This is a genomic window from Flavisolibacter ginsengisoli DSM 18119 (assembly GCF_900129295.1).
GTDB lineage: Bacteria > Bacteroidota > Bacteroidia > Chitinophagales > Chitinophagaceae > Flavisolibacter > Flavisolibacter ginsengisoli.
The window spans coordinates 220,068-239,636 of the sequence record NZ_FQUU01000002.1 but is presented as its reverse complement, the minus strand read 5'-3'; the positions used below and the strand labels follow the sequence as shown (position 1 = coordinate 239,636).

General features: G+C 40.4%; 16 protein-coding genes. 3 read left to right on the top strand and 13 right to left on the bottom strand.

Annotated elements, in window-relative coordinates; genetic code table 11:
• Window positions 1-224 precede the first annotated feature (224 nt).
• Entirely contained in the window at window positions 225-497 is a 273-nt protein-coding gene (locus tag BUA53_RS03110) for a hypothetical protein (protein WP_072833782.1), read from the top strand.
• Between the two features lie 106 nt (window positions 498-603).
• Here BUA53_RS03110 and BUA53_RS03105 read toward each other — a convergent pair whose 3' ends face one another.
• On the bottom strand, window positions 604-1,503 hold the full coding sequence (locus BUA53_RS03105; protein ID WP_072833781.1) for a CorA family divalent cation transporter: 900 nt from the start codon (window positions 1,501-1,503) through the stop codon (window positions 604-606).
• 394 nt (window positions 1,504-1,897) lie between these two features.
• On the opposite strand from BUA53_RS03105, the gene BUA53_RS03100 reads away from it, so the two are divergent.
• A complete protein-coding gene (locus BUA53_RS03100; protein WP_175546006.1) occupies window positions 1,898-4,156 on the top strand; it encodes a PAS domain-containing sensor histidine kinase in 2,259 nt (752 codons plus the stop codon).
• Between the two features lie 33 nt (window positions 4,157-4,189).
• Here the strand turns inward: BUA53_RS03100 and BUA53_RS03095 are convergent, their stop codons facing one another.
• Together BUA53_RS03095 and BUA53_RS03090 are read right to left on the bottom strand one after the other, a co-directional pair.
• The gene (locus BUA53_RS03095; RefSeq protein ID WP_072833779.1) at window positions 4,190-4,462 is read right to left on the bottom strand and encodes a hypothetical protein; all 273 of its coding nucleotides are present in this window, start codon (window positions 4,460-4,462) and stop codon (window positions 4,190-4,192) included.
• 296 nt (window positions 4,463-4,758) lie between these two features.
• Window positions 4,759-5,205: a response regulator gene (locus tag BUA53_RS03090; protein WP_072833778.1), complete on the bottom strand. Its 447-nt coding sequence runs from the start codon at window positions 5,203-5,205 to the stop codon at window positions 4,759-4,761.
• A gap of 333 nt (window positions 5,206-5,538) precedes the next feature.
• Between BUA53_RS03090 and BUA53_RS03085 the strand changes: the two genes are divergently transcribed.
• The gene (locus BUA53_RS03085; RefSeq protein WP_072833777.1) at window positions 5,539-7,569 is read left to right on the top strand and encodes a PAS domain-containing sensor histidine kinase; all 2,031 of its coding nucleotides are present in this window, start codon (window positions 5,539-5,541) and stop codon (window positions 7,567-7,569) included.
• 49 nt (window positions 7,570-7,618) lie between these two features.
• On the opposite strand, the gene BUA53_RS03080 is transcribed toward BUA53_RS03085, so the two are convergent.
• The 10 genes from BUA53_RS03080 to BUA53_RS03035 form a co-directional block, all read right to left on the bottom strand.
• Window positions 7,619-8,767 (bottom strand): ABC transporter ATP-binding protein, encoded by a 1,149-nt coding sequence (locus BUA53_RS03080; protein WP_072833776.1) that lies wholly within the window; start codon window positions 8,765-8,767, stop codon window positions 7,619-7,621.
• A gap of 4 nt (window positions 8,768-8,771) precedes the next feature.
• Window positions 8,772-9,908, bottom strand: coding sequence for a glycoside hydrolase family 130 protein (locus BUA53_RS03075; RefSeq protein WP_072833775.1), 1,137 nt, complete (start codon window positions 9,906-9,908; stop codon window positions 8,772-8,774).
• Window positions 9,908-11,212 carry a hypothetical protein gene (locus BUA53_RS20915; RefSeq protein ID WP_084079777.1) on the bottom strand — a complete coding sequence of 435 codons (1,305 nt, stop codon included), beginning with the start codon at window positions 11,210-11,212 and terminating at the stop codon, window positions 9,908-9,910. Before BUA53_RS20915 ends, BUA53_RS03075 begins: the two co-directional genes overlap by 1 nt.
• A gap of 10 nt (window positions 11,213-11,222) precedes the next feature.
• Window positions 11,223-12,650: a glycoside hydrolase family 130 protein gene (locus tag BUA53_RS03065; RefSeq protein WP_072833774.1), complete on the bottom strand. Its 1,428-nt coding sequence runs from the start codon at window positions 12,648-12,650 to the stop codon at window positions 11,223-11,225.
• A gap of 20 nt (window positions 12,651-12,670) precedes the next feature.
• Window positions 12,671-13,498, bottom strand: a complete 828-nt coding sequence (locus BUA53_RS03060; RefSeq protein WP_217652921.1) for a carbohydrate ABC transporter permease — start codon at window positions 13,496-13,498, stop codon at window positions 12,671-12,673.
• Between the two features lies 1 nt (window position 13,499).
• On the bottom strand, window positions 13,500-14,399 hold the full coding sequence (locus tag BUA53_RS03055; RefSeq protein ID WP_072833773.1) for a carbohydrate ABC transporter permease: 900 nt from the start codon (window positions 14,397-14,399) through the stop codon (window positions 13,500-13,502).
• A gap of 10 nt (window positions 14,400-14,409) precedes the next feature.
• Window positions 14,410-15,522 carry a Gfo/Idh/MocA family protein gene (locus BUA53_RS03050; RefSeq protein ID WP_072833772.1) on the bottom strand — a complete coding sequence of 371 codons (1,113 nt, stop codon included), beginning with the start codon at window positions 15,520-15,522 and terminating at the stop codon, window positions 14,410-14,412.
• 3 nt (window positions 15,523-15,525) lie between these two features.
• Window positions 15,526-16,821 (bottom strand): extracellular solute-binding protein, encoded by a 1,296-nt coding sequence (locus tag BUA53_RS03045; RefSeq protein ID WP_072833942.1) that lies wholly within the window; start codon window positions 16,819-16,821, stop codon window positions 15,526-15,528.
• A gap of 102 nt (window positions 16,822-16,923) precedes the next feature.
• Entirely contained in the window at window positions 16,924-18,000 is a 1,077-nt protein-coding gene (locus BUA53_RS03040; RefSeq protein ID WP_072833771.1) for a LamG domain-containing protein, read from the bottom strand.
• A 43-nt stretch (window positions 18,001-18,043) separates the two neighbouring features.
• Window positions 18,044-19,558 (bottom strand): RagB/SusD family nutrient uptake outer membrane protein, encoded by a 1,515-nt coding sequence (locus tag BUA53_RS03035; protein ID WP_072833770.1) that lies wholly within the window; start codon window positions 19,556-19,558, stop codon window positions 18,044-18,046.
• Window positions 19,559-19,569 lie beyond the last annotated feature (11 nt).

The window sequence follows — 19,569 nt, the reverse complement described above, 5'->3', positions numbered from 1 at the left end:
TCCGCTGCTTGTTCTACAATTAAAAGTTACAACATAAATAATTCTAAAGTTCTGATTAAAGCAACAGAATAAGAATGATCCTTGTTAGGCAAAATCGTTATGTATTTATTCGTTAGATTATAAATGAAAATACACAACGGATATTTCTATTTTAAAAATGAAATGTTGATATTAGCGGTAGAGTTTCATGGAATTGCCAGGGAACATCTTAAAATCCTCTTTATATGAAAACTGTCCTTCTTGCCTTAATATGTATGGCAAGCTTCAATACTAAGGCTCAATCCAGTGACTCGGTTGTGACAAGCCTTATAGAAGCCAAAATTCAAGTCATCAGTGATTACCTGGATAAAAAGGAGCATTCGCTTCAAAAGATCTCTGAAGCGGTAGCATTCTTAACGGAGCTTACCAGTATAGCTTCAGAAGCTGATGGAAAATATTACGGTCAATATCATCCTACGGTAAAGGATAAGGAAGCCTGGGCTAATTGGTCTTACTAAACAAACAATACCTGTTTTGGGATAAGGAAATAAAATCTATTATTCTGTATAAGAAGATAAAAATCTAAATTGTCAGATCTCAGTATAATGAATAATTAATGGTTTATCACAGCCAATGCTTTCGTTTGAACCAGGAATAAATGCTGATGGTAATAAATGCCATAATAACTAAGCAGACAGGATATCCCCATCTTTGTGCAAGTTCCGGCATATAATGAAAATTCATTCCATAAATTCCGGCTATAAAAGTAAGTGGCAGGAAAAATGCTGAGAATATAGTCAAAACCTTCATCACCTCATTTGTTTTTTGTGAGGAGAAAGACATTGAAAGATTTAGAAGGTTGTTTAATTCCTCTAATACCTGTGTATAAAGCGTCTGCATTTTTAAATGTTGGTCCCTTGCATCCTGCAGGGCAGCTTCTTCTCCTTTTTTAATATATATATGGTTTATTGGTTCAAGCATTAACATTAATACTTTATGGCCAATGGAAGCTTCCCTTTTAAGAATATAGAGTGACTCAATATGGTCGTGGCCAGAATTTTTTAGCATGATCTGGTTTTCGAAGAAATCAACTTGTTCCGATAGCCTGTTAGCTGGTTCATCATAGGTCTCCAGGGAATGCCATGCTATTTGTGTTAACAAGTTGCTGGTCGAGGAACACCTTTCAGTAGGTACATACTTTTTCCTGAGTTTATCCAGGAATGGCGTTTCTGATTTGTGAATAGTAATCAAAAAATCATCATTATAAAATATGGCAATCTTATTGGTTAGATCCTGAATCGTTACTAATCTTTTATCGGGGGTATGTGAATAAAAGCGAAGTATGAGGAAATGTACTCCATCCGTAAATTCGTATTTTGGCAGGTGTTCAGGTTGCATGCAATCCCTGACAATATGTTGATTAAGACCATATTCCTTACTTAATTCCTCCATTTCATTCATAGAAGGATCAGTAATGTCTGTCCATTTACTTTTTCCACAAATAAGTTGTTCTTTTCTTGACATATTACCGCACTTTATGTTTATTGAGATTATCCTAATCAAAACTGGGACCGGGCCAGGGGAGTACTTAGCCTCATTGACTAAGGAGTTTTTGCATTAAGGTTTCGGTATTCACTAATATTATATATGATTATTGATATAAATTCATTCCCTATTTGGTTATGCTATTCCCTGGATAAAATAAGGTTAGGGGCATTTCTTATTCCTTTTCTGGTATTTTGCTTATGGAACCCTTAACTCTTTGGTATAATAATTCCATTATTAATAAATGTGATTCTGAAAAAGAGAATTCTGCCTTAACTTTTCAAATAAACTATTAAAACCAGTACTTAAATAATTTCAGTACATACCCTATATGATCAGTTTACCTATTAGCCAGGTCCTCATAACAGCCATTATGGATAATTTGCCTGATGCTGTAGTTTATTTTGTACCCGTTTTTGGGGATGGTACCCAAAAAAGCCTGGAAGATTTTGAAGTAATCTATTGTAATAAAGAGGCTGAAATTGCGGCCAGTTTGCAAGGAGCCCAACTGATAGGCCAAAAAGCACGCTCAATAATCGGTGCTGATGATACTGTAAGGTCAATGCTTTTTGCCCAGCTCAGCCAGGTTTATAGATCTGGAGTTCAATTTGAGGGTACTTATTATAATAAAGTTCTGGATAAACATTTTAAGATAAAGAGATTGCCTGTAGAAAACGGAGTTCTTACAGTGGCCGTAAATATTACTACTGAAGTAAAAGAACGCGAGGAAAAGCAACGCCAGGCTGACTTAGCAAATCTCATTTTAAATAATTCCCTGAATGGTTGGTTCTCTTGCAGGGCTCTAGAAAATGAAAAAGGCGAGATTATTGATTTTCTTATTACGGGGGTTAATCAAGAATTCAATAGAATAGTAGGCCTTTCTCCTGAGGCAGTAGTTGGGAAAAGTTACCTCCATTTATTTCCCGCATCTAAAGAAAATGGAACCTTTGATCTTAATTGCCAGGTATTATTCACGGGCAAATCCATTCGGCATGAAATGTACTACAAGGGAGATGGTTTAGACTCCTGGTATGATGTAATTATAACTAAGCTTCATGACAAGGAAATTTATGTAAACTTTGCAGATATCTCGGAGTATAAAAACGCACTTGCAGAATTACAGGAAAAAAATACTTTACTCGATAACATTCTCAAACACTCAGCAAATGGGATATCTGTTACCCAAATAATTAAAGACAAGGATGCTAATGTTATAGATGGAAGAACTATTTTGGCTAATGATGCTGCGATTACTTTCACTGGTATTCCCAAGGAACTTTATCTTACCAAGACTGCTGTTGAACTGGAACCTAACATCAGGGATTCGGCTTATTTTAAAATGTGTGTTCATACACTTGAAACTGGTGAGCCCGTTCAAACTCAATATCTTTTAGAATCCACAGGTCATTGGCTGGAGATATCCATTTCGAGGATGGATGCAAATCATTTAATTACGATTTTTGCGGATATCACTTCTACAAGGGAAGCTCAACTGGCCATAGAGCAATCTGCTGAACAATTGCAAACAATAATTAATCATACTCAATCGGGGATCTTCACAATTGTTCCTGTAATCAATACTCAAAATGTAATTACGGATTTTAAATTCCTTATAGTCAACAGGACCCTTGCTGCTTATGTTAGAAAAGAACCCAATGAACTTGTAGGTGCTTTAGGAAGTGATTATTTTCCTGAATATAAACGAAACGGCTTGTTCGAGCTTTTTTGTGATTCAATAGAAAAAAAGCAGGTAAACAGGGTTGAATTTCATTACAGATCTGAAAGTAAGGATGCCTGGATAGATATAATGTGTACTCCTTTCAACGACGGAGTTTTGATAACCTTTACAGACTATACGGATGTTAAAAAAATGCAATTGGAAATGGAGGCATTGGTAGAGGAATTAAAAAGGTCGAATAATAACCTTGAGGAATTCGCCCATGCAGCTTCCCATGACCTTAAGGAGCCGGTTCGAAAAATTCAGTTCTTTACAGAGCGCTTAAAATTTAAAATATCGGATAGGCTAAATGAGGAAGAAATTGACGTATTATCCCGTATAGAAAAATCAACTGAGCGCATGCGTTTACTGATAGATGATCTCTTGCAATATTCTCTTGTGAATCACAGACATGCGGAAATTGAAGAGGTTGATCTGAATCGTAAATTAACTTTAGTTCAGGAAGATCTTGAAGTTCAGGTTCAGGAAAAGCATGCACAAATAAAGGTTGGAGCGTTACCAACGGTAAATGGGTATAGAAGACAATTACAACAAATGTTTCAAAACCTTATAAGTAATGCACTTAAATACAATAAACCTGGTGAAGTCCCGGTAATTTCAATTTCTTCCAGGCAGGTTTCGGGAGTAGATTCAGGATTGAACGTTCCTTCGGGGTTATGGAATGATCAATTTTACCTGATAGAAGTTTCGGATAATGGTATTGGCTTTGATCAAAATGATGCAGATCGCATATTTAATATGTTTACCCGGCTTCATGGCAAATATGAATATTCAGGAACAGGGGTTGGGTTATCAATTGTGAAGAAGGTAGTAGAGAATCACAATGGTTATATTAAGGCTGTAAGTGAGCCTGGTAAAGGAGCTACCTTTAGCATTCTTTTGCCTGTACGTTAATAAAATTCAAGTTACAAATTGCCCCCGGTAATACTACAGTGGAGCAGGTCTGCCTATATGGGCATCAATATCCGGATCATAAGAAGAAGACAGCGAGTCAATCATTTTGCCTAATTCATTTAATAGTAATGGATGATTGGCACTACCCGCCCAACAACGATATCCCCGCGTCAAAACAACATCCCGAGGTGGTTCCTCGGTCGGACATCCTTCATACCTGATCAACCGCGCCTGGTATATTCCCGGGCCTTCCCTGGATATATTATAATGCATATAAGCATCTCCCATCCTCACTATGGCATCCATATCACTTTTTATTTACTAGGTTAGCTGACATTGTTTACCATCAATTGTTGTGCTCAAAAAATTTAAGGGTGAAACGTATATCAATCCATAAAGTAACCTTTGAATTGTGTAAACAATTCCACCTATCAATTCATTATTCCATTTCTTGGGGTACTATTAATCTAATAAACATATTGACATCGGACCATAGTTGAGCAATTGTTTGATCTGTACATTATAGTTAGTTGACAGGCAAAGGTGGTATTGTAGTACCGGAGGTTTGTTTCAAAGTAGAAGCCCAAGATTTCTAAATAAATCTATTTATACTTGGTATTTTCCATTTTTATTGCATCACCGGCTTTGCAAAATCCCAATATATGCCCCATGGTATTCTTCAAAGATTTATAATCAATCGGCTTTGTAAATAAAGGCACATTGTATTGTTTACAGAATGCAACATCTGCAGCGCGGTCAGAAGTGGTAAATACAACAATTGGAATTAATTTGAAATCAGTTTGGCTGCGTATGTATTGCAGGGTCTGCTTACCATCCATGCCAGGCATATTCAAATCCAACACAATAAGACAGGGCGATTGCTCATGCTCATACATTTCCTTTAATAGGTCAAGTGCTTCTTTTCCATTTCCGGCTTCAACCAGATTGACACGGTGACCCATTTCATTCAATACATGACCTATCATCATAAGATCATCAACATCATCATCTACCCAAAGTACAGTTGGTTGTTGTGTCAGAATTTCCATGGTATTTAAGATTAGCTGCAGTGTAAGTATCCCACTAAATGAGCGAGGAAAACAAATTTAATTTGATTTATATGGATAAAGTATACTGCTTCGCCGAATCTACATTAACCATCGTTGAGCAGGCATAGATTTCATTGCTTTAAATTCCTGTTGCTATTCTGAGGAACATATTCACCTGAATATTTGTATGTTCGAAATAATAGCTTGTTAAGAATTGTATAATAGTGCCTTGTTTACCCCTGTTGGCATATTCTTATTACTATTAGCTGTTATAGCATTTAGTTGTAAAAAACAATATTTTTGAAGTTCAACCCTTAATGATTTAATAACTACATGATAATCCAGGAAGCGCAGTCTCCGGCATTTTTAAATAATGGGGGCTTAATGGGTGAATTAATTCGTCAAAAAGATTGGAGTTCCACCCCGTTAGGGTTGCCAGAAGCCTGGCCTCAAAGTCTTCGTACTACAGTCAATCTTCTTTTGAATTCTAAATTTCCCATGTTTGTATGGTGGGGTGAGGAACTGACAACCATCTATAACGATGCTTACATTATAATTGCCGGAGAAAAGCATCCCGATCTATTAGGTAAATCCGGGAAAAAGGGATGGTTTGAGATATGGGATGATCTTGGGCCATTGGTAGACAGGGTTTTCCAGGGTACCTCCACCTGGTCCGATGACCAGGTATTGTATATGAACAGGCATGGCTATGTTGAAGAAACTTACTTTACATTTTCTTACAGCCCTGTTATGGATGAGTCAGGTAAAGTGGGAGGGTTGTTCTGTGCCTGTATTGAAACTACGGAGAAGGTTATGGCTAATAGGAAGATTATTGAAAGTGAATGTAATCTTCGAAATACGATTTTGCAATCGCCTGTAGCTATGAGCATATTGAAAGGTCCTAGTTTTATGGTAGAAATTGCGAATGATAGAATGTATGAGTTATGGGGACGCGGAGCCGAAAAACTATTACATCGTCCTATTTTTGAAGGATTACCAGAAGCAAGGCACCAGGGTTTAGAGGAAATATTGCTACAAGTATATAAAACCGGTGAAAAGTTTGTTGCCAATGAACGCCCTGTTCCTTTACCCCGTAAAGGCGGTGTTGACACCGTTTATTTAAATTTTGTGTATGAGCCTTTTCGCGAAGGCGATGGCTCCATTTCCGGGATATTAGCAGTGGCAACTGATGTTACAGAGCAGGTAATGGCCAGGAGGAAAGTGGAAGAAAGTGAAGCCCGTACCAGGTTGGCAGCTGCAGCTGCTCATCTCGGCACTTATGATATTGATCTGGTGCACCAGGAAATAATTTATTCTTCCCGACTAAAAGAAATATTCGGCATTGAAGACGAGAATGCCATTACGCACAGGGTACTTATTGAAGGAGTTCATCCTGATGATATTAATATAAGGGCCAAAGCACATGAGCTTGCTTTAAAAACTGGCGAACTTTTTTACGAGGCACGTATAATTCTTCCTGATAACACTCTCCGGTGGATCAGGTTAAATGGGAAATACATTTTCGAAAAAGAGCAACCTGTATCGCTTGTAGGTACAGTAATGGACATTACCAGTGAAAGAAAAGCTGCAGAAATTCTTGAACAAAAAATAGAGGAACGTACAAAGGAATTGACACAGTTAAATGAACAATTGAAACAGTTTACTTACGCAGCCTCCCACGATCTTCAGGAACCTTTGCGAAAAATAACTTATTTCATGGATCGTCTGATGGCAAAGATTGGTCCTAACCTTGATGAAGAAGATAAGAGGATTACTGAGCGGATAAGTAAAACAACAGAAAGAATGCGCGTTTTGATAGATGACCTGCTTGCTTATTCCAATACATCTCTTGGCATAACGGGTTTCCAGGAAGTTGACCTTTCTGCAGTTGTACAGGATGTGCTGGATGATATGGAAGCAACTATTATTGAGAATGGCGCTTCTGTTGTATATGAAGACCTTCCCAGGATAAATGGTGATGCCAGGCAATTGCGTCAAATGTTTCAAAACCTTTTGAGCAATGCATTGAAATATCATAAAATGGATGAAGGTTCAAGAGTGCATATAGGGGTTAGTGTAGTAAAAAGCACTGAAATACAAAATGTCCAGTTAGATAATAGTAATGATTCCTTTTATAAGATACAAATCGCCGATAATGGTATTGGGTTTAAAAATGAAGATGCTTCCCGGATCTTTCAACTCTTTCAACGCCTTCACGGTAGATCAGAATATGCTGGTACCGGAGTAGGATTAGCCATAGTACAGAAAGTCGTTGAAAATCATAAAGGTCATATCTGGGCAGAAAGTGAACCAGGCAAAGGGGCGAGGTTTAATATATTATTACCTGCATCATTGGTTGAGTAATGCATCTATATAGCTTACCTGTCCAATTATTATTTTGATTGGTTCTAATCTATAACTTTCCTGAACCAGCATTAGAAAGTACGGTGGTGTCAATTACCTGCCCCGTGCTATCAACCATAAAAAGCATGTTCTTCCTGGAGAAAGAAAGGGCAACTTTATCTCCTATTTCAATTTCATGCGTTTGTGGTCTTCGAACAATAATGGTTTGGCTTCCAATTGATAAATAGATCAACTGTTCATTACCCATGTTCTCAAAAGCCAGGACCTCCAAACTACAATCTGAAAGACTGCCATCATCCTTAAGGAAAATATTTTCAGGCCTTATTCCAAGAATCACTTCAGTATTTACATAGCTACCTAATGAAGCTTCTAAATCTTTTCCTAACGAAAAACGGCATTGCTTAGACTCGTTTTCAAAATACAAACCTGTTTCATTGATAATACGTCCCTTCAAAAAGTTCATGGAAGGAGAACCAATAAAACCAGCCACAAATTTATTGTTGGGATGCTCATATAAATTCATTGGGGTATCCAGTTGCATCAGCTTCCCTTTGTTTAATACAGCTATTCTATGACCAAGGGTCATTGCTTCTGTCTGGTCATGCGTCACATAGATCATGGTAGCATTGATCTCCCGGTGAAGCCTTTGCAATTCTATCCGCATCTGGCTTCTTAGTTTAGCATCCAGGTTACTTAATGGTTCATCAAATAAAAATACTTTAGGGCGACGTATTATAGCTCTCCCAATGGCCACACGTTGTCGTTGCCCACCAGACAGTGTTTTTGGCTTTTTATAGAGCTCATCTTCTATTTCAAGTAACTGGGCTGTCTCCATAACGCGACTCTTTATGTCTGCCTTGCTAAAGTTTTGCAGTTTTAACCCAAAGGCCATGTTATCATAGACCGTCATATGAGGGTACAAGGCATAGTTTTGAAAGACCATGGCAATGTCCCTTTGCCGGGGAGTCATTTCATTCATTCTTTTACCATCTATCAGCAAGTTGCCTTCACTGATCTCTTCCAGCCCGGCAATCATCCTTAATAATGTAGATTTTCCACAACCGGACGGGCCTACCAGCACCATAAACTCCTTATCATACACTGTAAATGAAATATCATCTACTGCTTTATGCCTGCCCATGTGCTTATCAACATCACTATAAATCTTGGATATGTTTTGTAAAATGACTTCTGCCATAAGCTTAGTTGTGATGTGAAACTGAAAAATATTCTTTTTTTACACGGGTGATCCTGCAGGCCAGGTCCAATTCTCCTGAAGCCAATATATAATCATCTCCGTAAGGTGCTATGCCGGTGGTAAATACAACATCATTTAAGTACACCTGGCTTTGCATGTTAATGGTTAATGCCGGATTAGCTTCCAGCAAAGGCTTTGAATCAGCAAGGTGTAGTATTGCAGTGGGATTTGTTTTGTCCAGCAAAGCCCAGAAGGTACGATAGGTACCTACCTCAGAAGCGTTTTCTACCCCATGGTAAAGCATTAGCCAGCCCTCCTGTGTCAAAACCGGTGGTGTCCCTCCGCCAATTTTTACATTGGATAAAGAAGACTTTCGTGCCCTTAAAAAGGGCTCGTCTGAGGGCTTCCAGTGTAAAAGATCCGGGGATGAGGCCTGGTGAATGCCAGCTCCGGGATGGTACATTGAACCAGGTGCTGTGGCAAAATAACATTCGCCCAGGGGCCTTGTCAAGGCATAATACTGGTTGGATATTTTGCCTTCAAATAAAAGCATGTCTTTATTCTGGTGATCCAGCACAATTCCAAGACTTTTATAATTTAATCCATCATCCGAAACATACAACATGGTTGAATGTCTTTCCGAACTAACGCAACAGGTGGTCATATAATAACGGCCATCAATAAACGATATCCTTGCATCCTCAATTCCATACTCCTGGCTGGTGAATGTGGGAGCAATGATCTTGTCATAGTGCATATGTTCAATTGAAGATCCATCCTGGTTCAATTCTACGGGTAAAAGCCAGGATAAGGAGGTAAGGGCATACACAGGGAAGTTATAGCCATTGATCCTGAACTTCCGGGGATCACTCATACTTACATCCGCCAGGTTCCAGGCATCCATGGTGTACGTGCCATTTGCCCAGCGTATACAATGCACTTTATCTTCTACTACAGCATTAGAAAGGGCTTCAGCAACGCGTACCATTATCAGCAGGTTTCCATTCGCCAGTCTGCACATTCCCGGATTAAAAGCACCCAATACATAGGTTGGAGCATCCAATCCTTTGCGCAAGGGCGAATAAGACAGGTCTATGTCTGATGGTGCTAATATGATCTTATCGGAAACAATTGGAGTCATTATTTTTTGTATTTCAGTAAAGCAGTTTTGATTGAAGGATACGCTTCCACATGTTGCATGGCAATCAAGGCCTCTATGGTAGATTCAGCACCAGAGTTTCTATTGATGGAACTGGAAGATTGGATGCCGTCAAAACCTCTGCCGGTAGCAGTTGAATACATAGTGGCCTGTGCATCATTGGCTCCAAAGAACCATGCGGCAAGATGACCTGCCATGTCCGCGTATTTATCATCCTTGGTTACCCTGTAAGCTTCAGTGGCGGCAGTAACCATGGGCCTTATACCATAAGCTATCTGCTCGTATGTTTTTTCACTGGAAAGCCTTATTTCTGTGCCATTGCTTTCCACCACAAACGAAGATTTCATTCCATTCTTCAACAGCCAGGGATAAAAATTGTCCACTTCCGCCATTCCTTTTGCCGAGTAAGTAGGGTCGCCTAAAAATTGTCCTGCCTTCATCAGCGCATAAGCCTGGTCACCTCCATAGGCATGCCATGTATTAGCCCAGCTTAGGATGCACGAATAGGGAAAATGAAGGGCATCACCTTGCTGCATCATACCAATGCCATCTGCGAGCTTTTGTATATAATTCCTGATCACTGCATCATTGTTGGCTAAGGCATATGGTATCAAACCAAGTATCATAATGGCTGCCTGGTCTGTGCCGCTGCCTGCGGGCAACCATTTTGGAATGATGATCCCATTCACTATTTCAGGGTCCTTGGGAATATTCACCAGGTCAGCTTTGATACGGGTCACCAGCTTTTCAATGGAAAGCTCCATAGTGCCTGCAAGGGCCGCATCCCTGGTTCTGATCTTTGGGGCTGTTTCCGATAAGGCATATAAAGCCCGCCATGACCACCAGTTAGGTATGTTGACACTTGTTGATCCACTGGTATTGATAGTGAGGTTGGGAAATACAAAATTGTAAAAATACCCATTGGAAGATTGCATACCTACAATGAACCGCGCCAGGTTGAATGCCTTATTTTGAATAGCTGTATCCACATCAAAACTCTTGCTCCTGCAGTATACCTGAAGCGCTCTTGCTACATCATCAACACAGGTAAATCCTTCATCAGCATCTGCTACCACGTGGTAATCAGGTGCTTCTGAATAGATATAAATGCCGGCTACATTGGCTGCAGCCAATTGGAATGGCGTATATAAATAATCAAGGTGGCGCAGATTCACCAAAGAAGAGTCCACCGGTGTGACCGGTGTATTATTGCTTTGCTTTTTACAGGTAGCCGCCATGCAACTTATTGCAAAAAGACATATTAAAAACTGTAATTCTTTTTTCATATTAAGTTGATTAGATCATCTCATTCAGTAATTCGTTCAGATCAAGTGTAACAAAACCCGTAGCTGAATCTGAAACAGCATAGGGGATAAGTAGCAATGAGCCATGAGGCAGATAACCACAGGTGTATACTACATTGGGAACATACCCTTCCCTTTCCTTCTCATCTGCTTTGATGAGCGGGTGGTCCAGCCTACCTATGATTTTTGATGGGTCCTCCAGGTCCAGGAGTATAGCACTGATAACATAGGTTCTCATTGGGCCTACGCCATGCGTAAGCAGCACCCATCCTTTTTCTGTTTTGAATGGTGAACCGCAATTGCCTAATTGCACCATTTCCCATGGATATTCAGGTTCCATCAACAACTGGTAGTCATCCCATCTGTATAAGTTTTCTGAGAACATGATTTGCATCTTTTCACCTCCCTGCCTGGATATCATTACATATTTCCCCTTGATTTTTTCGGGGAATAATGCCATTCCTTTATCTGAAATAGCATTTCCTGATAACGTACGGATGTCAAAGACATCAAAGTCTTTTGTTTCTATCAATTGTGTTTTGATATGATGGCCATCGTAGGCTGTGTAGGTTCCATAATAACAGGTCTCCCCATTGTCGTGGGTAAATTTCACCAGCCGTACATCTTCCATACCCATTGATTCAGCCCTGGCATTAGGAAAGATTACTTTTTCTGTCAAGGGAAGGGCTGCAGATGATTGCAGTTCATAATTGGTATCAAAAACTTGTTCAATTATCTTCACTGAAATGGCTTCACTGTCATCTTTCGGATATTCTTTCCCGATGGCTGATAATGCCTCATTGGCTGTAAAAGATTCAGGAAGGGCATCCAATATTTCCTTTTTAAAGTTGGGGATGAGGGTTACACGTTCCTTTATAAAATCAATACTGTAGGTCTTTTGAGTGTTTTTTTTAAGGCTGGTAAAATATCCTGATCCTGCATCAAGAGATATACGGCCAATATTATCAATGGTCCCTGTTTTAAAGATCACTGAAGAAATATGTCCTTCACCAGTGGCCCGAAGGCTCATTATGAACCGTTGTTCCCCGTTTTCCAGGCCCGATTGGTCTGGGTGGGGAACAATAGAAGGGTTAAACAGGGCGGCTGACTGGATGGAATACTCTTTTGTGAAAAAAGACCCCAGCAATAACTTCCTTGCATTAGAGAACCAGGAAATGTCTTCCTTATATTCTTTACATACCCTACCATAATTATCTAACAATACTTCCTCCAGGTTTCTATGCCTTGCAGAAAAATCCTTTTGTACTTCTATCATATAGTTTTCTACCTCGTCTTCAGACAGGAGCTTCACGCGGCTAACAATGTTTTCTATACGTCCTGGCCCTGGCAGATGAAGGTATTGATTGATCACTGCTTCGGCAGATGCGTATAATCTTATTGAACTTCGGTTGATTTTCATTTATTGATCCTATTGTTATATTAATCTTTCAGTCCTGTGGATGCCATACTTTGTATAAAATGCTTTTGAAAAAACAGGAAGGCTATCATTACAGGAAGTGCCAACAATACTGCTGCTGCTATTTTCACACCCAACTGGCTGTCTGCCCTGCCACCTACTGCAAACAGGGTTACCAGTTGGGGCATGGTCATTAATTGTTCATTTCGTATCACTATCAAAGGCCATAGCACTTCGTTCCATGAACCAATAAATGTAAGTATCGCTACGGTGATGATGGTTGGTTTGATATTGGGCCAGAGTATCCTGAAAATGAGACCTAGCTCTGAACAACCATCCAGCCGCGCAGCATCTATTAAAGCCTGTGGCAATCCCTGGAAAGCCTGCCTGAACATCAATATAGCGAAGGCACTAACTGCAAACGGTACCACCAATGCCATGTAAGTATCAACCAGGCGCAGGTTTACCATGGTAATATAGTTGGGTATCAACGTGATCTGGAAGGGGAGGGACATGGTAAAGACAATGATATAAAATATCAGTTGTCTTCCCCTGAATTGCAGTTTGGCCAGAGCATAGCCTACCGTGGATCCAGTAAGCAATACCAATGAGGTGGTCAGCAAGGCCACAAGCAAACTGTTAAACAGGGATCGGCCAATTGGTATCTTTCCGATCATCAACTGGAAATTATTGATTGTAGGGTGGGCAGGCCAGAACTTCATATTCCCCACCTCGTGAAGCGGTGCCAGGGAAGCTCCAATCATCCAGATAAACGGGTATATAAAAGTGAGGGCTGCAAGGCTTAAGGCTGCATAAGTAATAATTCTTTTTATGTTGAAGCTTCCATTCATGTTATACTTCTTTTTCAATGAATTTCTTTTGCAACACCACCACAGTCATGATCATTATAGCATAGAAGAAACCCAGCGTAGCAGAGTACCCCATGTTGTAATATTGAAAGGCCTGTTTATATATATAAAGTACAGCGGATAGCGTAGTATTTAGGGGTCCCCCTCCAGTCATAATATAAGGTTCAATAAAAAGAGAGAACCCACCAATAGTGGACAATATCACTACCATGAAAATAGTAGGATTGATCATGGGCAGGGTGATGTGATAAAATTGTTGCCACCGGGAGGCACCATCGAGTTCTGATGCTTCGTAATACTGTGGCGGCACCGTTTGCAGGCCTACGAGGAACAGTATCACATACAGGCCTACATTTTTCCAGGTTGCCATTACCGCTATGGAATAAATAGCCATGTCAGGGTCTACCAGCCAGCCAACCTTATTCAAACCAATGCTCATTAGCAGCTTATTGATCAATCCGGTATCATATCCCAGCAATTGCTGCCATAATATAGTTACCACTACCCCTGATACAATAACAGGCATAAAAAATGACGCCCTGAAAAATGAAACTGCCCTGATCTTCTGGTTTAATAACCAGGCAAGTAGTAGGGATACTATCAATTGTAGTGGAATATGGAGCAGCAGGAACTTCAATGTATTACCAATAGCCTTCCAGAAAAGACGGTCCTGGAAAAGCCGTGAATAATTATCCATGCCTGCAAATTGCATGGGGGCAATAATATTCCATTTATGAAACGTCAGGAACAAACAAAACAGCACAGGGAATACGACGAAAACGAGAACAAATAGCAGGTAGGGAGAGACCATCAGGTAAGGCAATAGCTTTGCCTTAGATAGCTTTCCTGCTTTTTTCTTGTTCATCGCTAATGCTGTTGACATAAACTCAATATTAAAAAACTATTGCTTTCTGCTTTGCTTCTGTTGCCACACGCAATGATTCCACGGCATTATTATCATCGATCACCCGGGTATGAGTTCTATCCATGATCCATTGCCACTGATCTGTTAGCATATCACTTAGCAATTGTTGGTACAATGCTTCCTTACCATTCTTGTTTTGGTATTGTATTGTCACCATGTCATCATAGCTTATGGCATTAAACCTTCCTGTTGCATGTTGGGGGTCCACGTAATGGCTATCAAGACTTATAGCAGCTGGCTCTAACAATTCCATCAACCTGGTCTTGTCATCCTGCTTCAATATCCCGTGAAGTTTCATAGAAACAGGCACCCATTCATAAAGGGTAAGGTCGCCTCTTTCAAATTGAAGTTTCATTTCCTGCCTGTCGAGTACCTTGGGCTGGTCAAACCCGTGGTAAAAGTTTACTATGCCTTGTGGGTAAAGCAATGTTGCCTGCACCCTGTCTATAATGACATGCCCGGCTCCTGGCCTGGTTAGCTGTATTGCATTGATAACTTTGCCCTGCCCCAACCAACCAGAGAACATGTCAAAGAAGTGAACACCATGTTCAATAAAGATGCCCCCGCTCATGGAATCCTTCCAGAACCAATGATCTCTTGCTAAATACTCATCGCTTGCATAATTTTCAAAATATCCATGCAGGAAAGCACCCAATATTCCTTCATTTATGATGGTCTTTATCTTACTGTACAAAGGATTGTAGCGCTGCATCAGGTTGACAACATAGAGTAATCCAGAGTCCCTGGCTAACGCCTGCAACTCTTCTGCTTCTTCCAGGTATAAAGCTGCTGGCTTTTCGCAAATAACATGCTTGCCTGATCTTAACGCTTCCCTTGAAATTTTATAATGAAGGAACGGTGGTGAAGCAATATATACCAGGTCTATTCTTTTATCGGTTACCAGGTTAATATAATCTTCATGAAATTCGGCCTCTAATTTATTGGCCAATTGATTGCCCGCCTCTTTTGATATATCCGAAACAGCCAATACCCGAACGCCTTCAACTTCAAGGAATGCCTGCGAAGCAAATGCGGCGAAGCTACCGGCGCCAACTATACCTATATTCAGTACCTTTTTCAAAACTTAGTTATTGTGTACTTCTTTACTTAATAAAATGTTCACTGCGGCTGCTGCATCACTGATAGCCTTCTCAGGGGTCTTTCTTCCATAGATCACACATGCCTCATATTCCTGCGAAATAATATCCAGTACTTCCACGATCACTTCACAGTTATCAATTCCTTTTACATAAGGCACCTGTTTGGCAAATAACCGCATGCGGGGGTTTTGATTGAAATAACCCGCATAAAAGTTATCAGCATCCAGGGCTTTTCGGCGGGGTAACTGTCCCGTAACTTCCAATAGTTGAAGGTCGCCCTCCTTGTCAATAAGCGTCTTGATAAACTCCCACGCCGCCCTTGGGTTTTTACAGGTATTAAATATGACAATGTTCTTTGGATCAGCGTAAGTATATACCGGACCTGAATGATCATCAGGTACAATGGGTGGAAAATAATCAAACTCAAATCCCCGGTTGGGAATATTATTCAGGTATGGTATCTCCCATGGACCTGTCCATTTAGTAGCTATGGTTTGTATTACAAATGGATCGCTTGATGCGGCAGTGTTTTCCCTTGAAAAATAATTATTGGTATAAAGGGTTTGTAAAAACCGAAATACTTCAACGGAATACTTGTTATCAAATGCGGCTTTATTATTTTCTATTAACGGTTTTCCACCTGAGGCTGCAAGATAGAGTGGGTAATAATTAAACAGGCGCTCATACCATATGGCCTTTACGGCAGTGTATCCAAATCGTTTATCATTATTTACATTATGCTTTTTGTATAAGGCTGCTGCATTAATGTAGGTAGAATAGGTTAAAGGAAGTTGATCGATGCCGTTTTCTTTGAATGCATTTTTATTGTAAATGGTCATGATTGGATTTACCTTCCAGGGCACCTGGTAAATATGACCGTTTGATGAGGTGATCTCTTTTATTACACTGCTGTCGCACCTTTCTTTGATAAAATCCATAAATCCCTGTATGGTATCAAGTGGTATCAATACACCTGCATGCGCATACATCTCCACATTGCCCTGCCACATATTGGCGTAAATATCAGGGGTAGATTTTCCCACTACAGCAGCAAGTATCACCTCCTCGCTGGATTGACCTTCTGGTATTGGCTGCATATGCACAGGAGTGCCTGCGTGCTTAGTATTCCATTTTCCAGTAATGGCATTGCATAATTTGATCTCCTGGTTATTATTGGAACACCAGAACAGCATGTCACTGTGTTGTACAGCATTGTTCCTGCAGGAGAATGACCATATAGCAAGCAATAGAAAAGAGCAATATGTTTTGAATTTCATCATTAATACACCCGGTACATAAAACAGGAAAGTTTTTAAAAAACCCCGCAGCAGCACTGCGAGGTTTCTCTAAGCTATTACATTACATTCAAACCAACAGGCTGCTTACAGCGTTTTCTGGTTGTTGTAAATAGATTTTACCTGTGTTGCATCTAATGCTACATTGTAAAACATCACATCATCCAGTTCTCCTGTCCAAAATCCGCCCCATGCTACCTGGAAATCGCCGTCAACAGTTGTATACTTGCTGGTAGGCAGATCCTGGCCTATCACAAAATTGATAGGTGTTGCCAGTGTTATCGCGGGATTAGGCGTATTAGTCCATGATTTTACAAGGTCGCCATTCACATAGAAATCCATTTCTCCTGGTTTGAATGTTACCACAGCATGGTACCAGGTATTAACATCCAATACAGCTGTTTCATCATCCCTGTCATAATAGGCTGTGTCTGTGCCATTCACCCCCTTCACTGTCAGGAATAGTTTATTGGCAGACTGTAATTGAAACTTATACCCATTCCAACGATTTAATGAGGTCATTGTGTAAGTATCAGTATTCAGGGTCCTGCCATCTACAGTTTTCCTGAGCCATATGGAGATGCTGAACTGTTGAGGATTTAAAGAGGTATTATAAGGCACTTCTATATTACCTCCTTTATCAAAATGGTAAGCCATATTAGCACGACCAAACCTGTCAGCTGCAGGTGTTGGCATGCCTGCGCCAAAATAGGCATGTCCTGCTGTCAATACACCATTGTTTCCCTTGCCGGAGGAGTCCGCAGGATTACCATTCATTTTCCAGAATCCTATCAGGTTAGCCGATGCTATTTCTTTGATCAAATGTGTTTTAAAAGTGTCCATGGCAGCTGTTAGTTGAGCCAGTGCGTTAGTAACGGCCGTCTGAGTAGCATTGTTATCTGCCAATACTGCTTTGGCTGCTGCAAGCACTGTCTGAAAACTAGCTTTTGCCCCGGCTTCATACTGCCCGGGCTTAGTGCCTTCCACCGAGCCATCATATAAAGTTTGGGCTTCTGTTACTTTTGCCTGGAGTGCAGTTTTATCTGCAGGGGTAGGAGCCGGTGTAGAGGAGTCTTTTTTGCAGGAGGCAAGTACCAGCATAAATGATAAGCTTAATAATACCAATTTTGTAAAAAAGGCATTATTGATTTTTGGTAATAGCATAATGTATCTAATTTTTGTTGTGAAATAATGAAGCTGTTTATTATTAATAATGAAGCGCTTTGTTTCTGTCCCTCTCGCTTTGTGGAATAGGGAAGTGTTTGTTAATGGCATAATTAAAATTTGGCTTGTCCTGGAGTGCCTGTTTGGCATAATCTTCTCCCCACCTGATCAGGTCAAAATAGCGATGGAATTCAAATCCTAATTCTACACGTCTTTCATGCTGAATTGCTTTTCGCACATCTGACTGGTTGGTATATTGGATGTCAGGCAGCAGGTTGGCCGGAATATTTGGGTAGCCAGGCAATGTATTATCATAGAGATAACTTTCCCTTGCTCTTTTTCGTACCTGGTTCAGTGGTACCAGTGCCTCAGCAGGTCGGCCGGATTCGTTCAGGGCTTCGGCATACCAAAGCAACACATCTGCATACCGTATAGCGATGTAGTCAATACTGGCATCTCCTTTTAACGCTTTAGGTATCTCAGATAAAGGTTGCTGGTGCTTTTTGGTCAGGTACCCTGTTTCAGGCGACCAATCCTTATTAAAGATCTCGCCATTGTACCAGGGCATAGTATCTCTGCCAACCGTATAATCAAGCCTTGGGTCATAAACGCCATTGCCGGTGACTTCAAACTCATTGACAAAATTTTGGGTGGGTGCATTAAAGAAATAACCACCGTCTACCTGGGGAGCGAAATATTGATTTAACTGGTTGCCTGTCTGAGGATCCTGGCCTGTAAGATGCTGTACCTCGAAAATAGATTCAGGGTTGGCATTGTTCTTATATTTTGCGTCAAAGTTGCGGCTGTAAATTTGGTTAAGGCTATACCGGTTACTGTTGATCACTTTTGCTGCTGTTACTGCGGCAAGTTCCCATTGCCCCTGAAATAAATAAGCCTTAGCCAGTAAGGCCGTAGCTGCGCCATTTGTAACACGACCAACATCTGCACCACTATATTTTTCAGGAAGCTTAGTGGCGGCATCCGTTAGATCTGGTTCAATTACGTTATGAAAAATATCTGCAACAGGCGATTGCGTTATTTGCAGGTCAGCGGCATTTTTAGGCTCTAATATCACAGGTACATCCCCGAATATATTGACCAGTGTAAAGTAATACCAGGCCCTTAAGAATTTAGCTTCTCCCAATATCCTTGACTGCAACGCCTGGTCCATACTGATTGATGGCACCTTAGCCAATACAATATTGCACCTGGTTATACCTTCATACAGCAATCCCCACATGGCTTCCAGGTTTCCATTGATAGGCGTCACATTAAATTTGTCTATTAACTCAATATCAGACTGGTCACCTGCAATACCGCCCTTCACTGCATCATCTGAGGCCACATCTCCAAACACCCACAAACGGTTGTTATTGGCATTGGTAAATGCCAGGGGCTGGTAGGCCGCATTAATGGCAAGAATTGCCTGGGCTTGGGTCTTATAAAACTGGCTCTCAGGATAATCGCCAACGATTTCTTTGGTGATGAATTTTTTACAGCCGGTGTTTGATAGAAACAATAGAAAGATCAGAACAACCGGAAGAATATATTTTTTCATATACAGCAATT